19 protein-coding genes are annotated in these 13,851 nt (G+C 71.7%); 17 read left to right on the top strand and 2 right to left on the bottom strand.

Annotation, left to right across the window (positions count from 1 at the left end):
* The 4 genes from ACZ6QQ_RS27350 to ACZ6QQ_RS27365 all read left to right on the top strand — a co-directional run.
* A partial coding sequence (locus ACZ6QQ_RS27350) for an FtsB family cell division protein (protein ID WP_465880172.1) occupies nucleotides 1-535 on the top strand: 535 nt, incomplete at its 5' end.
* Complete coding sequence (locus ACZ6QQ_RS27355) at nucleotides 532-1,095, top strand: DUF501 domain-containing protein (RefSeq protein WP_465880173.1); 564 nt, start codon at nucleotides 532-534, stop codon at nucleotides 1,093-1,095. The genes ACZ6QQ_RS27350 and ACZ6QQ_RS27355, both read left to right, overlap by 4 nt.
* A gap of 34 nt (nucleotides 1,096-1,129) precedes the next feature.
* On the top strand, nucleotides 1,130-1,639 hold the full coding sequence (locus tag ACZ6QQ_RS27360; RefSeq protein WP_465880175.1) for an amino-acid N-acetyltransferase: 510 nt from the start codon (nucleotides 1,130-1,132) through the stop codon (nucleotides 1,637-1,639).
* Nucleotides 1,640-1,666: 27 nt separating this feature from the next.
* Entirely contained in the window at nucleotides 1,667-2,653 is a 987-nt protein-coding gene (locus ACZ6QQ_RS27365; RefSeq protein WP_465880263.1) for a Ppx/GppA phosphatase family protein, read from the top strand.
* A gap of 12 nt (nucleotides 2,654-2,665) precedes the next feature.
* On the opposite strand, the gene ACZ6QQ_RS27370 is transcribed toward ACZ6QQ_RS27365, so the two are convergent.
* Nucleotides 2,666-2,860, bottom strand: coding sequence for a hypothetical protein (locus tag ACZ6QQ_RS27370; RefSeq protein ID WP_465880176.1), 195 nt, complete (start codon nucleotides 2,858-2,860; stop codon nucleotides 2,666-2,668).
* 104 nt (nucleotides 2,861-2,964) lie between these two features.
* The gene (locus tag ACZ6QQ_RS27375) at nucleotides 2,965-3,162 is read right to left on the bottom strand and encodes a helix-turn-helix transcriptional regulator (RefSeq protein ID WP_465880178.1); all 198 of its coding nucleotides are present in this window, start codon (nucleotides 3,160-3,162) and stop codon (nucleotides 2,965-2,967) included.
* Nucleotides 3,163-3,611: 449 nt separating this feature from the next.
* Here ACZ6QQ_RS27375 and ACZ6QQ_RS27380 point away from each other — a divergent pair, with 449 nt between their 5' ends.
* The 13 genes from ACZ6QQ_RS27380 to ACZ6QQ_RS27440 all read left to right on the top strand — a co-directional run bounded on the left by ACZ6QQ_RS27380 (nucleotide 3,612) and on the right by ACZ6QQ_RS27440 (nucleotide 13,791).
* Nucleotides 3,612-3,815 carry a ribbon-helix-helix domain-containing protein gene (locus ACZ6QQ_RS27380; RefSeq protein ID WP_465880179.1) on the top strand — a complete coding sequence of 68 codons (204 nt, stop codon included), beginning with the start codon at nucleotides 3,612-3,614 and terminating at the stop codon, nucleotides 3,813-3,815.
* On the top strand, nucleotides 3,812-4,189 hold the full coding sequence (locus ACZ6QQ_RS27385; RefSeq protein ID WP_465880180.1) for a type II toxin-antitoxin system death-on-curing family toxin: 378 nt from the start codon (nucleotides 3,812-3,814) through the stop codon (nucleotides 4,187-4,189). Before ACZ6QQ_RS27380 ends, ACZ6QQ_RS27385 begins: the two co-directional genes overlap by 4 nt.
* 69 nt (nucleotides 4,190-4,258) lie before the next feature.
* Nucleotides 4,259-4,591: a PadR family transcriptional regulator gene (locus tag ACZ6QQ_RS27390; protein WP_465880181.1), complete on the top strand. Its 333-nt coding sequence runs from the start codon at nucleotides 4,259-4,261 to the stop codon at nucleotides 4,589-4,591.
* 44 nt (nucleotides 4,592-4,635) lie between these two features.
* Nucleotides 4,636-5,685 carry an HAAS signaling domain-containing protein gene (locus ACZ6QQ_RS27395; RefSeq protein WP_465880183.1) on the top strand — a complete coding sequence of 350 codons (1,050 nt, stop codon included), beginning with the start codon at nucleotides 4,636-4,638 and terminating at the stop codon, nucleotides 5,683-5,685.
* Between the two features lie 110 nt (nucleotides 5,686-5,795).
* Nucleotides 5,796-6,323 carry an LppU/SCO3897 family protein gene (locus ACZ6QQ_RS27400; protein WP_465880184.1) on the top strand — a complete coding sequence of 176 codons (528 nt, stop codon included), beginning with the start codon at nucleotides 5,796-5,798 and terminating at the stop codon, nucleotides 6,321-6,323.
* 225 nt (nucleotides 6,324-6,548) lie between these two features.
* Nucleotides 6,549-7,235 carry a dienelactone hydrolase family protein gene (locus ACZ6QQ_RS27405; protein ID WP_465880185.1) on the top strand — a complete coding sequence of 229 codons (687 nt, stop codon included), beginning with the start codon at nucleotides 6,549-6,551 and terminating at the stop codon, nucleotides 7,233-7,235.
* Complete coding sequence (locus ACZ6QQ_RS27410) at nucleotides 7,228-7,968, top strand: uracil-DNA glycosylase (RefSeq protein ID WP_465880187.1); 741 nt, start codon at nucleotides 7,228-7,230, stop codon at nucleotides 7,966-7,968. The genes ACZ6QQ_RS27405 and ACZ6QQ_RS27410 overlap by 8 nt, the downstream gene beginning before the upstream one ends.
* A 33-nt stretch (nucleotides 7,969-8,001) precedes the next feature.
* A complete protein-coding gene (locus ACZ6QQ_RS27415) occupies nucleotides 8,002-8,703 on the top strand; it encodes a DUF4129 domain-containing protein (RefSeq protein ID WP_465880188.1) in 702 nt (233 codons plus the stop codon).
* Nucleotides 8,700-9,299 carry a hypothetical protein gene (locus tag ACZ6QQ_RS27420; protein ID WP_465880190.1) on the top strand — a complete coding sequence of 200 codons (600 nt, stop codon included), beginning with the start codon at nucleotides 8,700-8,702 and terminating at the stop codon, nucleotides 9,297-9,299. Before ACZ6QQ_RS27415 ends, ACZ6QQ_RS27420 begins: the two co-directional genes overlap by 4 nt.
* Nucleotides 9,296-10,309 carry an AAA family ATPase gene (locus ACZ6QQ_RS27425; protein ID WP_465880191.1) on the top strand — a complete coding sequence of 338 codons (1,014 nt, stop codon included), beginning with the start codon at nucleotides 9,296-9,298 and terminating at the stop codon, nucleotides 10,307-10,309. The genes ACZ6QQ_RS27420 and ACZ6QQ_RS27425 overlap by 4 nt, the downstream gene beginning before the upstream one ends.
* A complete protein-coding gene (locus ACZ6QQ_RS27430; protein WP_465880192.1) occupies nucleotides 10,306-11,724 on the top strand; it encodes a DUF58 domain-containing protein in 1,419 nt (472 codons plus the stop codon). The genes ACZ6QQ_RS27425 and ACZ6QQ_RS27430 overlap by 4 nt, the downstream gene beginning before the upstream one ends.
* 66 nt (nucleotides 11,725-11,790) lie before the next feature.
* On the top strand, nucleotides 11,791-12,360 hold the full coding sequence (locus tag ACZ6QQ_RS27435; RefSeq protein WP_465880194.1) for a hypothetical protein: 570 nt from the start codon (nucleotides 11,791-11,793) through the stop codon (nucleotides 12,358-12,360).
* A 105-nt stretch (nucleotides 12,361-12,465) separates the two neighbouring features.
* Nucleotides 12,466-13,791: an NAD(P)/FAD-dependent oxidoreductase gene (locus tag ACZ6QQ_RS27440; protein ID WP_465880195.1), complete on the top strand. Its 1,326-nt coding sequence runs from the start codon at nucleotides 12,466-12,468 to the stop codon at nucleotides 13,789-13,791.
* Nucleotides 13,792-13,851: the final 60 nt, after the last annotated feature.

Consider the following 13,851-nt stretch of genomic DNA (forward strand, 5'->3'; position numbering starts at 1 on the left):
CCCGCCCCCCCCCCCCCCCCCCCCCCCCTCCCCCCCCCCCCCCCCCCCCCCCCAACCCCCCCCCCCCCCCCCCCCCCCCCCCCCCCCCCCCCCCCCCCCCCCCCCCCCCGCCGCGGGTGCGACCAAACGCACCTTCGCCCCCCAGCCGCGCCGGTTCACCGGCCGGGCGACCGCACTCTTCGCGGTCTTCGTCGCGCTCGCGCTCGCGTACACCTACCCGGTCCGGGTCTACCTCGGACAGCAGGCGGACATCGCCCGGATGGAGGCCGCGCAGCAGGCCCAGCGGGAGCACATCGGCAAGTTGACGCAGGAGGCCGAGCTCTGGAAGGACCCGGCCTTCATCACCACCGAGGCCAAGGAGCGGTTCTTCATGGTCCGGCCCGGTGAGCGGCTGCTGCTGATCCTCACCGATGCCGAGGGCGCCGCCCGCGACGCCGGGACCGCCACCGAGCCGGCACCGAAACCCGCCGAACCCTGGTACGACATGCTCTGGTCCAGTGTCCGGGCCGCCAACGAGGAAGGTCCAGCACGTTGACCGTCGTACCCCCGGAGCGGCCGGCGGCCGGTCTGGTCCCCCTGCCCGCGCGCGAACCGGCCACCGACGAAGACCTGGCCGCCGTGGGCGCGCAACTCGGCCGTACGCCGCGCGGCACCCGAGCGGTCGCGCACCGCTGCCCCTGCGGGCGGCCGGACGTGGTCGAGACGACGCCACGGCTCGCCGACGGCACCCCGTTCCCGACCCTGTTCTACCTGACCTGCCCGCGCGCCGTCGGTGCGTGCAGCCGGTTGGAGTCGGCCGGGGTGATGAAGGAGATGGCCGACCGGCTGGCCGAGGATCCGGAGCTGGCGGCGCGGTACCGGGCCGCGCACGAGGACTACCTGACCCGCCGCGACGCGATCGGCGCGGTGCCGGAGATCGACGGCATCTCCGCCGGTGGCATGCCGGGCCGGGTGAAGTGCCTGCACGTGCACCTCGGTCACGCCCTGGCCACCGGCCCCGGCGTCAACCCGTTCGGTGACGAGACCCTCGAACTGATCGAGCCCTGGTGGCTCGGCGGTTCGTGCGTCGATCTGCCCCCGTCCCAGACCGACTGACAACCGTGCCGCCTCTCGTGGTTACCCTCTCGTCATGAGCACGGATCCTGTCGTCCGGCGGGCGCGGACCGCCGACGTGCGCGGCATCCGCGAGCTGATCGACACCTACAGTCCGGGTGGGCGGCTGCTCAGCAAGGCCACCGTCACCCTGTACGAGCACGTGCAGGAGTTCTGGGTGGCGGTCCGGCCCGACGACGGGGTGGTGGTCGGGTGCGGGGCACTGCACGTGATGTGGGAGGACCTGGCCGAGATCCGTACGGTGGCGGTCCACCCCGACTGCCGGGGCCTGAAGATCGGTCACCGGATCGTGGCCGAGCTGCTGGCGGTGGCGCGGGAGTTGGGCGTGACCCGGGTGTTCTGCCTGACCTTCGAGACCGGCTTCTTCGGCTCGTTCGGTTTCGTCGAGATCGACGGCGCACCGGTCCCGCAGGCCGTGTACGAGCAACTGCTGCGCTCGTACGACGAGGGTGTGGCGGAGTTCCTCGGCCTGGAGCGGGTCAAACCGAACACCCTGGGCAACGTACGGATGCTGCTGCGCCTCTGACGTAGGGTGGCTGCCGTGACGACCAGAGTGGCGGCGATCGACTGCGGTACCAACTCCATCCGGCTGCTCGTGGCCGACCTGCCGGATCCGGCGGCCGGTCCGACGGCGTCACTGGTGGACGTTTCCCGGCGGATGGAGATCGTCCGGCTGGGGCAGGGCGTGGACCGGACCGGTCGGCTCGCTCCGGAGGCGATCGAACGTACCCGGCAGGCCCTGGCCGGGTACGCGACCGAGCTGACCGACCTCGGCGCGACCCGCGTACGCATGTGCGCCACCTCCGCCTCCCGCGACGCCAGCAACGCCGACGAGTTCCGGGCGATGGTGTCCGACACCCTGGGCGTGGCCCCCGAGGTGGTCTCCGGCGACGAGGAGGCCCGGCTCTCGTTCACCGGCGCGGTACGCGGCCTGCCGGCCGACGCCCGGTCGCCGTTCCTCGTGGTCGACATCGGCGGCGGCTCCACCGAGTTCGTCGTCGGCGACCGTGGCCCGGCCGGTGGTGAGCAGGGCACGGCGGCAGGGAAGCAGGGCACGGGCTCGGCGGGGGAGCGGGTCACGGCGGCGATCTCGGTCGACATCGGCTGTGTCCGGATGACCGAGCGGCACCTGCACGACGACCCGCCGACGCCGGCTCAGGTCGCGGCGGCCGAGGCGGACATCGCGGCTGCCGTGGATCGGGCGCTGGCGGCGGTTCCCGGTCGGGAGGCGGCCACCCTGATCGGCCTGGCCGGTTCGGTGACCACGGTGGTGGCGATCGCCCAGGGCCTGGAGGCGTACGAGCCGGAGCGGATCCACCACGCGCGCATCTCGTACGACGAGGTGGCGAAGGTGACCTCGGACCTGTTGGCCCGGTCGTCGGCCCAGCGGATGGAGTACCCGGTGATGCATCCCGGCCGTGCGGACGTGATCGGCGCGGGCGCGCTGGTGCTTCGGGTGATCATGGAGCGAGCCGGCATGCCCTCGGTCGTGGCCAGCGAGCACGACATCCTCGACGGCATCGCCTACAGCCTGCTCTAGAAGATACGGAACTCAGTTCTGCGGGTTGGCCAGTTCTGGCCGGTGCTCTCGGATCCAGGCTTCAACGTCAGCCTTCGCCCACGCCTTGCCCATCCGCAGCACGAACACCGGATCGGGGAAGCCCTTGCTGTTGGCGATCACGTTCGCCCGTTGGCGGGACATCCCACCGAGCATGTCAGCGATCTCGGCAACCCCGACAACGTCCACGCGCTTGACAATAGGCACTGCCAAACGTGATCGTTGCCGGCCCTCAGGGTGAGACCGTTGGCTGACAGCTAGCTGTACGGAGGGCCTTGGAGTCGCCGGGACCCTCAGCCTTCCTCGTCAACCAGGTTTGGCCGGTGCTCCCGGATCCAAGCCTCGATGTCCTTGGTACGCCAGATCCGGCCCGTCGCGAGCGTGATGTACGGCTCCGGCCAGTCGGGGCGCTTCATCAGCTGCTCCACCCGCTGTCTGCTGACACCCAGGCGCATACGAATCTCGTGCGCTCCCATGAGATCGCCGCTCATAACCCGGACGCTAGACACCCCCCAACTAGGGCATGCCCTAGTTGGGCAACACCCTACTAGGGGTCTTGACTAGTGGCTACGCTGCCGACAGGCTGGAGGGATGTCGACGTCCAATCGCTCCACCGTTCATGACCGTCCCCCTCGACCTCAACGACCGCATACGCCCCACAGGCCGCTGTGGGCTTGCCTGGTGTGCTCGTTTCCTTGGCCGTGCCTCCCGGCCAGCAGGCATTGAAGACTGAGTACGAGAGGGACCGGGTGGGCCTCTCCGTCTATATGGCGGCCCAGCTTCACGAGGCGATGGCTGAGCTGTACCGGCTGAACCCGAACGAGATGCCGGGTCCCCAGGAGATGTTCGTCCGGTTCGTTGGATGGACCGCGCCGCGACGGGCGTTCTAGGTTGTCCGCTACCAGGCGTTCGTGCTGGTGGCGGGCGGTATGATTTTCATATGGTCACCACTGTCAATCTTCCCGACGAGTTGCACGAGCGGCTCAAGCAACTCGCCGATCAGGAGCACCGGTCGATGAACGCCACCATCGTCGTGGCGGTCGAGGAGTACATCTCGGCGCACAGTCGACGCGCCCGCGTACGGGATCTCGCGGGAGAGGTTGCCGAGCGCGACGCCGAACTGCTGCGTCGGCTGGCCGAGTGACCAACTATCTGGAGGTCGACGACCTCATGGAGATCGCCTCCATCGTGGTGGGTGGGACGCCGCAGATCCGTGATGTCGGTCTGCTGTCGTCGGCGGTCGTCCGTCCGGCCACCGTCGTGTTCGGCCGGGAAGCGTACCCGGATCTGTGGAGCAAGGCCGCCGCGCTGCTGCACTCGGTCTGCATGAACCACGCGCTGATCGACGGGAACAAGCGACTCGCCTGGGCGGCGGCCCGGGTGTTCCTGGCCCTCAACGAGGTCCGGATCCAGGACGTTGACGTGGATCAGGCCGAAGCGTTGGTGATGTCGGTGGCCGGTGGTGCGTTGACCGAGGTGCCCGACATCGCCCACGAGCTTCGCAAGCTCTACGTCTGAGGACTCGTCGGCCGCCTCCGCCTACTGTGCTGTTGACGGTATCTCGCAATACACACTACTCTCCACCGCGTGGACACTACCCAGCTGCTCAAAGGCGTGCTGGATCTCGCGGTTCTGGCCGTCCTCAAGGAAGAGGACGGCTACGGCTACGACATCATGCGTCGTCTACGTACCGCCGGTCTGGACGAGATCGGCGACGCCTCCGTCTACGGCACCCTGCGCCGGCTGTTCCAGGCCGGACTGCTGACCACCTACGTGGTGCCCAGCGAATCGGGGCCGCATCGCAAGTACTACGCCCTCAACACCGCCGGCCGCGACCAGCTCGACCGGTCCGGCAAGGTGTGGCGGGCCTTCTCATCCACCATGGACCAGCTCCTCGACGAACGGGGGCGCACGGCATGACCGCGCGCAACGGGGAGGGTGCCACCGGGCGAAGCGAGGATGACATGACCGAGCGGGAGATCACCGACTACGTCCAACGGGTCCGGCTGGCCCTGGCCGACCTGTCCCCGGCCGACCGGGACGAACTCCTGGAGGACCTGCCGGAACATCTCGCCGAGGTGGCCGCCGAGGACGCCGGGGCGCTCGTCGACCGGCTCGGCACCCCGGAGGCGTACGCGGCCGAACTGCGTACGGCGGCCGGGCTGCGACCGGCCGATCCGGCGCCCGACGCGGACAAGCGGATCGCCAGCGCGGTGCACCGGCTGCGCGGCCGGCTGCGCGCCGTCGACGCCCGGACCGGACCCGTGATCGGGTACGCCAACGCCAGCGACTTCATCCGGCTGCTCCGTCCGGCCTGGTGGCTGCTGCGCGGTTACCTGGTCGCCATGTTCATCACGGTCCTGTTCACCAGTGACGGCTACGGGCTGCTCCCCCGGCTCGGCGGCAACGGCCTGGCCGCCGTACTGCTGCTCGGCCTTTGCGTGGTCGGTTCGATCTGGTTGGGCACGCGTAGCGTCCCGCTCCGGGGCTGGCGGCGGCATTCGATGACCCTCGGCACGGTGGCGCTGGCGCTGTTCGGCTTGGTCATTTTCGTCGACATCGACCAGCGGGGACCGCACAACACCTACTACACACCGTCCTACAACGAGGATCCGTACGCCGGGGTCCAGGACGTCTACGTCTACGACGCGCAGGGCCGGTTGATGGAGGGGGTGCGACTGTTCGACCAGGACGGTCGACCGATCCGGCTCGGGCACCCGTGGTGCGATCGGCCCCTGCAGGTCCCCGGCGGGCTGGCCGAGGCGGCGCGGGATCAACTGGGGGATCCGCTGCGGCAGCCGTACCCGTACTGCCCGGAGGGTGCGCCGTTCCGGTTCTCGACCGGACCGGTCCCGTCCGACGCCGCGCCGACACCGCCGACGCCGGCCACCCCGACACCTGCACCGGTGGGGGGCACGCCGACACCGGTGCCGACCGGCGCGCCCCCGAGCCCGGTGCCGACCGCCCCACCGGTGGCGCCGCCCGCGGGCGGAACGGGCGGCAACCTCGGCTGAAAGGTGGAGGGATCCGGGCAGCGAAATGTCGGGGGCGATGGATACCGTATCCCCCGCACTTGATCACTTGGTGCGGATCGAACAAACCCCCTGTTTCGAGAGGACAGTCAGTGACGGACCAGGCACCCCCGCCGCCCGCCGCCCCGGCATCCCCCCTGCCGGGAGCGCCGGTGCCGCCGCCGGTCGATCCCGGCGCACCCGCGCCGTTCCCGGCCGCGGCCGGCGCACCCGTGCCGGTTCCCCCCGCACCGGCCAAGAAGAAGAGCCCGGTCAAGAAGATCGTCAGCGTGCTGGCGGTCATCGCGGTCGCGGTTGCGGTGAAGTTCGGCGTCAGCGCCGTGCTCGGCGGCGGCGAGGACAAGGCCGCCGAGGCGAAGGTCGGCGACTGCCTCGCCGCGCTGCCCGAGGTGGCCGTGGGCGAGGAGGAGAACGCTCCGAACGCCAAGGTGGTCGAGTGCACCTCGACCGAGGCCGCGTACAACGTGGTCGGCCGGATCGAGAACCAGACCGAGGCGCAGGCGAAGGCGAACACGGACTGCGAGCAGTACGCCGCCGAGGGCGAGGAGTACTCCATCTACTACGCCATCCCGGTGGGCGGCACCGGTTACCTGCTCTGCCTCAAGCCGAAGGCGGCCTGAACGAGCACGGATCCAGCCGTTCGACGGCTCCCGTAGCCGGAAGTCGTACAGACTCGGTTGACGGGTGACGGACGGGAAGGACGGCGGGGTGTACGTCCACCGATACGGGAGGCGTACGCCACGCCGTCTTCCCCGCTGACGGTCAGGCATGGCAGGCTACCCGCACGCAACGTAGCAACAACTGTGCGACCAGCCAATGATGACTGACCGACAGGAGGCCGGCTGATGGGCGAAAAGGTGACCTACCGGAGTAATGGTGGCACCAGCGAGGGATACCTGGCCCTACCCACCAGCGGTGCGGCCGGTCCGGCTGTCATCGTGATCCAGGAATGGTGGGGCCTGGTCCCACACATCACCGCCGTCGCCGACCGGTTCGCCGAGGCCGGCTTCGTCGCACTCGCCCCCGACCTGTACCACGGCGCCTCGACCGGTGAGCCGGACCAGGCCCGGCGGCTGCTGATGGGGCTGGCGATGGACCAGGCCGGTCGGGACATCGCCGGTGCCGCCGACTACCTGGCCGACCGTCCGGAGGTGACCGGCCAGGTGGGCGCGGTCGGCTTCTGCGCCGGCGGCAGCCTCGCCCTCTGGTCCGCCACGCTCTCCCCACGGATCGTCGCGACGGTCGGCTTCTACCCGGCCCTGCCCTGGGAGCGGATGCGTCCGGAGTGGTCCGGCTACGCAGGCAAGGCCGCGATCATCCACTGCTCCGAAGAGGACGGCACCTCGGCCGACGACGGCATCCAGGCCGCCCAGGTCGCGATCAAGGACGCCGGAGGCGAGTGCTCGCTGCACGACTACCCCGGCACCCGGCACGCGTTCTTCAACGACGACCGGCCGGAGGTCTTCGACCGGCAGGCGGCGGCCAGCGCCTGGGCCCGTACGCTCGAATTCTTCCGGAGCCGGCTTGGCTGAGACCCGTACCGCCGTGCAGGTCCTCGCCCGCGCCGCGCGGGCGAGCGACCTGCCCGACCTCGACGGCGCCGTCGCCGACTGCTTCGCCTGCCCCCGCCTGGTGGCCTGGCGGGAGGAGGTCGCCACGGTGCGCCGGGCGGCGTTCCGGGACCAGGAGTACTGGGGCCGACCGGTGCCGGGGTTCGGCGTCGCCGACGCCCGGATCGCCATCCTCGGCCTCGCCCCGGCCGCGCACGGCGGCAACCGCACCGGGCGGATCTTCACCGGTGACCGGTCCGGCGACGTGCTCTTCGCCGCCATGCACCGGGCCGGGCTGGCCAACCAGGCGACCAGTGTGGCCGCCGACGACGGCCTGACCCTGCGGCACACCAGGATCTTCGCGGCGGTCCGGTGCGCGCCGCCGGACAACAAACCGACCCCGGTCGAACGGGACACCTGCGCCCCCTGGCTGCACCGGGAGGTGCAGCTGATCAGACCCACGCTGCGCGTCGTGGTCGCCCTCGGCGCCTTCGCCTGGGCCGCGTGGTGGCCGGTGCTCCACCAGGTGTACGGCGTCCGCCCGCCCAGTCCGCGTCCCGCCTTCGGCCATGGGGCACACTGGGCCGGCGGAACCGTTCCGGACTTGCTCGGCTCGTACCACGTCAGCCAGCAAAACACCTTCACCGGACGGTTGACACCAGCGATGCTGGACGGGATATTCACCCGGGCCAAGGGTCTGGCCGGGTTGGACTAGGACATCGGCGACAGTTCGGGGGCGGTAAGCGGGATGGCCAGTTCCGCTCTGCGCAGATGGTGGCCGCTCGCGGCGGTCGCACTGCTGCTCGCCCTCGCCGCGTTGTCGACCGCCCAGTCGTCGCTGCGGATCGACCGGCTGGAGCAGGCCGAGCCGGCGCCGCCGCCCGACGTCATCGTCCCGGAGTACGTCGAGCCGACCCAGCCCCCACTCGAACTCGCCCCGGCCGAGCCGTTCACGGTGCCCGGCTGGTTGATCAACGGGGCGATCGGCCTCGCCGCCCTCGCCCTGCTGGCGCTGCTCGTGGTGCTGGCCCGGCGGCTGCTGCGGGATCTGGCCCGGCGGCGGAGCGCGAAGATGCCGACCGGAGCCGGCCAGGCGTCGGCCGCCCAGACCGCCCAGGCGGTGGTGGACGCGCTCGACGCCGGACTGGTCGACCTCTCCGACTCCGACACCGACCCGCGTCGCGCGGTGATCGCCTGCTGGGTCCGGCTGGAGCAGGCGGCGGCGGCCGCCGGGATGCCCCGCCGGGTCGGCGACACCCCGACCGACCTGGTGACCCGGCTGCTGCGCGACGGTACCGGGGTGGTCAGCGCCGAGGTGCTGGCCGCGTTCGCCCAGGTCTACCGGGAGGCCCGGTACGCCACCCGCAGCGTGGACGAGCGGATGCGCACCCAGGCCCGGTCCGCGCTCCAGCGGCTGCGTACGGAGCTGACCGCCGGGGTGACGTCGTGACCGAACGCAGCGCCAGCATCGACGACCTGCTCGGCAGCGGTGACCTGCTCACGTACGAGGAGGAACCGCAGCCGACCCGTCGGCGACGGTTCCGGGCCGGTCCCTGGCTCTGGACCGGGCTCACCGCCGCCGGCTTCACCGCCGTGACCGTGGTCGGGCTCCGGATGTTCGACCTCGGGATCTCCGTACCGGCGGCCTTCACCGCCTGGCTGGCCCTGCTGCTGCTGCGCCGGGCCACCGGCCGGGTGAAGGCACCGACCCGGCGTACGACCCGCCCGCGTCCGACCGTCGCCGACGACGGGATGTATAACTTCGCCGCCCTGGACGCCCTGCGCGCTGTGGTCGACCGGTGGGAGAACAAGCTGATCTGGTCCCAGGCCGAGACCGGTCGGTACGCCAAGGGCGTGCACCCGGACCTCGGCGACCTGGTCGACGAGCGGCTGCGCCAGCGGCACGGACTGACCCGGGCCAGCGACCCGGCGCGGGCCCGGAGCCTGCTCGGCGAGCAGGTGTGGAAGTTCCTCGACAGCCCCCCGAAGCGGACGCCCGCACCGCGTGACCTCGCGGTGATCGTCGCTCAATTGGAGAAGCTATGAACGACGCTGACCAGGTCAAGAGCACGCCCATCTTCGAGGTGGCCCGACTGGCCCGGGCGGTCCTGGACCAGGTCTGCACCGTGGTCGTCGGCAAGCGGGACTCGCTGGAGCTGGTGCTGGCCGGCATCCTGGCCGGCGGTCACGTACTGCTGGAGGACCTGCCGGGGCTGGGCAAGACGCTGACCGCCCGGTCGTTCGCGCAGGCGCTCGGGCTGGACTTCCGTCGGTTGCAGTTCACCCCGGACCTGCTCCCGGCGGACGTCACCGGCTCCTTCCTGTACGACCAGCGCAGCGCCGACTTCAGCTTCCGGGCCGGCCCGATCTTCACCAACCTGCTGCTCGCCGACGAGATCAACCGGACCCCGCCGAAAACCCAGTCGGCGCTGCTGGAGGCGATGCAGGAGAAGCAGGTGTCGGTGGAGGGCGTCACGTACCGGCTCGACCCGCCGTTCCACGTCCTCGCCACCGCCAACCCGATCGAGTACGAGGGCACCTACCCGCTGCCGGAGGCGCAGCTCGACCGGTTCCTGCTCCGGGTCTCGTTCGGCTACCCGACCCGCGAGGAGGAGGGGGAGGTGCTGCGCCGCCGGATGTCCCGCCGTCAGGAGGAGGCCGAACTGGCCCCGGTGGTCGACGCCGCCCGGCTGCGCGAGATGCAGGCCGCCCTGGAGGACGTGGTGGTGGAGGACTCGCTCGGCCGCTACATCGTCGAGCTGACCGCGGCCACCCGGGAGCACGCGTCGGTGCTGGTCGGGGCCTCGCCCCGAGGCTCGCTCGCGCTGCTGCTGCTGGCTCGGGCCAAGGCCGCGCTCGCCGGGCGGGACTACGTCATCCCGGAGGACGTCAAGGAGGTCGCCGCGCCCGCGCTGGCGCACCGGATCACCCTGCGCCCGGAGATGTGGCTGCGCCGGGTCGACCCGTCCTTCGTCGTCCACGAGGTGCTGGACCGCACACCGGCCCCGGCCAGCGGTGCGCTGCCCAGTTACGCCGCCGGAGCACGCGCGGTATGACCGGCAGCTCCGGGCCGCTGCGGGCCGCCGTACCGCAGCCGCGTCGCGCAGCGGCGCGCGACGCGGTGGGGGCGGAGCGGGTGGAGCCCGTACCGCAGTGGTGGACGCCGACCCGCGCGCTCGGCCGGGCGGTGCTGCTTACCGGCCTGCTGCTGCTGGCCGCGGTGCTGTTCGGCCGGGTCGACCTGGTCGTGCTGGCCGCACCGTTCGCGCTCGGCACCGCGTACGCCCTGCGTCGCCGGCCCACCGAGGCGCCCCGGATCGCGGTCCGGGCCCGGGACGAGGCACTGGTCGAGGGGAGCGACTTCACCGGCGCGGTGACCGTGGGCAACCCGGACCTCGCCGGTTACGACCTGGCCGTGGTCCGGACCAGGGTCTCGCCCTGGTTCAAGCTCACCGACGTCGCCTTCGCCGGCCCGGCCGGGGTGGACCGGCCGCTCGCCCTCACCCTGTCCCCGGACGAGGCGGTCGACCTGGAACTGCGCGGCGAGGCGCTGCGCTGGGGCCGGCACCCGCTCGGCCCGGCCGGTATCCGGGCGGTCGCCTGCGCCGGGCTGCTGGCCAGCCGACCGGTGCTGATCGAAGCGCAGCCGGTGCGGGTCTACCCGAAGACCGAGCCGTTCGACGCCGACGAGGCCATGCCGAGGGCCGCGGGGCTCGTCGGCGGACACCGCTCCCGCCGGCCCGGCGAGGGCGGCGAACTGGCCGGCGTACGGATCTTCGGTCCCGGTGACCGGTTGCGTCGGATCGACTGGCGGGTGTCGCTGCGGGCCCGGCAACTGCACGTGGCGGCCACCCTCTCCGACCGGGACGCCGAGGTGGTGCTCCTGCTCGACGTGCTCGCCGAGGCCGGCCGGTCCGGTGGCGTACGCGGCACCGCGTCGGTGCTGGACACCACCGTCCGGGCCGCCGCCGCCATCGCCGAGCACTACCTGCACCGGGGCGACCGGGTCTCGCTGCTGGAGTACGGTCCCGCCGCCCGTCGACTCCGTCCCGCCACCGGCCGACGCCAGTACCTGATCGCGCTGGAGTGGTTGCTCGACGTCACCGCCGCGAACTCCGAGCACGAACCGTACGACCAGGTCTTCGGCCCGCAGCTGCTCTCCTCGGACGCGCTCGTGGTGGTGTTCACCCCGCTGGTCGATCCCCGGTCGGCGGCGATGCTGGCCCGGCTGGCCCGGTCCGGCCGGTTCGTGGTCGCGGTGGACACCCTGCCCGAGCTGACCACCCCGCCCCGGCGCGGGCAGTGGACCGAGGTGGCGCACCGGCTGTGGCGGCTGGACCGGGAGAACACCATCGGCCAGTTGCGCGAGCATGGCGTACCGGTGGTGGCCTGGGCCGGCGCGGGCAGCCTAGACCTGGTGCTGCGCGACGTCGCCCGCCTCGCCTCCGCGCCTCGGGCGGTCGGCCGATGAGCGAACCCACGGCCGGGGCGGTCGGCCGATGACCACACCGACACCCGTGTTCGGAAGGCGGCCCCGGTGAACGCGATCTCGGAGCGGATCCGGTCGATCTACACCGTGATCACCCGGGCCACCCTCGCCCCGCTGCTGCTGCGCTGCGCGATCTTCCTCAGCGGGCTGGCCGGGTTCGTGCTCGCCTACCCGGTGCCGGTCCTGGGCGGTCGCGGCATCCTGTTCCTGCTGATCGTGGCGTTGCTGCCGGCGGTGGCACCGGGCCGGGCCTGGCCCACCCTGGCCGCGCTCGCCACCGTGGCCGGCTGGGTGGCCCAGACCAGCTACTACGGCGAGCCGGTCGCGCTGTGGCGGCTGCTCGGGCTGGCCTGCTTCCTCTACCTCACCCACAGCCTCTGCGCGCTCGCCGCCCAACTGCCGTACGACGCGGCGGTGGCCCCCGAGGTGTTCGCGAACTGGGTGCTCAACGCGCTGGCGGTGGTGCTTGCCACCGCCGTGCTGGCGGTGCTGCTGATCGCGCTGGCCGAGCGGTGGGACCGGGGCAGCTTCGTGGTGGCCGCGATCGCCGGGATGGCCGTCGCCGTGCTGGCCGCCTTCCTGCTGAGCTGGATGCTCCGGCGCGCCCGCCCGGAGTGACGCGGGTCGCAACCGGATTCGGGTCGGGCGACTCACGGCGGCGTTCTCCATCACAACAAGGGCATCTACCGCACACAAATTCTCCGGCAGGGGAAAGATAGAAGAGTGAAACAACGGATCCTCGTAGTTGGCGCTGGGCACGTCGGGTTGTATGCGGCCCTGCGCTTGTCGAAAAAGCTCCGCTCGTGGGAGGCCGAGGTGATGGTGGTCGATCCCCAGCCGCACATGACCTATCAGCCGTTCCTGCCCGAGGCGTCCGCGGGCAACATCTCCCCGCGGCACGCGGTGGTGCCGCTGCGCCGGGCCCTGCGCAACTGCACCGTGGTCGCCGGTGAGGTGACCCGGATCGAACACGCCCGCAAGACGGCGACCGTACAGCCGATCATCGGGCCGCCCCGGGAGATCCCGTACGACCACATAGTGGTGGCGCCCGGTTCGGTGTCGCGGACCCTGCCGATCCCCGGCCTGCGCGAACAGGGCATCGGCTTCAAGACCATCGGCGAGGCCATCTACCTGCGCAACCACGTCCTGGCCCGGCTCGACGTGGCCGCCGCCACGACCGACTCGGAGACCCGACGCAACGCCCTGACGTTCGTCTTCGTCGGCGGCGGCTACGCCGGTATCGAGGCGCTGGCCGAGATGGAGGACATGGCCCGGGACGCGCTCAAGTACTACCCGGAGCTCTCGACGGAGGACATGCGTTGGGTGCTGGTCGAGGCCACCCTGCGGGTGCTGCCGGAGGTCGACCGGGACATGGGCGCGTACACCGTGCAGCAGTTGCTCAAGCGCAAGATGGACATCCGGCTGGACACCCGGTTGGAATCCTGCGTGGACGGCGTGGTCAAGCTCTCCGACGGGGACAGCTTCCGGGCCGACACGATCGTCTGGACCGCCGGGGTGAAGCCTTCGCCGCTGCTCGACCAGACCGACCTGCCCCGCGACGACCGGCGCCGGGTCACCTGCCTGCCGACCCTCCAGGTGGTCGACGGCGACCGGGTGCTGGACGGGGCGTGGAGCGCCGGGGACTGTGCCGCGGTGCCGGACCTGACCGGCCCGCCCGGAACCTTCTGCTCGCCGAGCGCCCAGCACGCGGTGCGCCAGGCCGTCCAGATGGCGGACAACATCCGGGCGGTGGTCCGCAGCCGGCTGCCGAAGGACTACAAGCACAAGCACGCCGGCAGCGTGGCGAGCCTCGGGCTGCACAAGGGCGTCGCCCAGGTGTACGGGATCAAGCTGACCGGCCTGCCGGCCTGGGCCATGCACCGGGCGTACCACCTGGGCCGGATCCCGTCGTTCAACCGCAAGATCCGGGTGCTGGTCGACTGGCTGCTGGCCTTCTTCCTGCGCCGCGAGGTGGTCGCCCTGGGTCAGTTGCACGACCCCCGCGAGGAGTTCGTCGAGGCAACCCCCCGCATCGCCCCCCGCGTCTGACCGCGTACGCGAAGCGCCCCCCGGCAGCGCCGAGGGGCGCTCGTCGTCGGTGTGGCCGGC

This window comes from Micromonospora sp. NPDC049529, from assembly GCF_055586685.1.